At 48.4% G+C, this 545-nt stretch carries 1 protein-coding gene; it reads left to right on the plus strand.

What is annotated here, in order from left to right; genetic code table 11:
* Nucleotides 1-545: sodium:solute symporter family transporter (locus R7Z50_RS30355; protein ID WP_411979546.1), on the plus strand; the 545-nt coding region annotated here is incomplete at both ends.

A 545-nucleotide genomic window follows, 5' to 3' on the forward strand; every position in this document is an offset into this window, starting at 1 on the left:
AGAGTTCCTGTCACGTCGTTTCAACGACAAATCAAAACTGATTCAGACCATCTCTGCGTTTTTCATTCTTCTATTCTTCCTTTTCTACACCAGCTCAGGTTTGGTTGCAGGGGGCAAACTGTTTGAAACCGTATTCGGCCTTGATTACAGCATTGCGGTAGTTATTGGTACAGTTTGTGTGGTTTCTTACACGCTGTTCGGTGGTTTCTTAGCGGTATCTTGGACTGACTTAGTGCAAGGCCTATTGATGGCAGCAGCACTGATGATCGTTCCGATTGCTGTGATGGACGGTGGTTTTGGCCAACTGTCTTCAGACATGCACAACATCAACCCAGAACTACTGACGTTGTGGAACGATGTGAAAGGTGAGCCGCTGTCAGCTATCGCGATTATCTCGCTAGCGGCATGGGGTCTTGGCTACTTTGGTCAGCCACACATCCTAGCGCGTTTCAAAGCATCACGTTCAAACAAGGACCTAACTACAGCTCGTCGTATCGCTGTGGGTTGGACTGCGCTTTCAATGGCAGGTGCAATGCTAGTGGGTC

This window comes from Vibrio sp. 1249-1 (genome assembly GCF_033340495.1).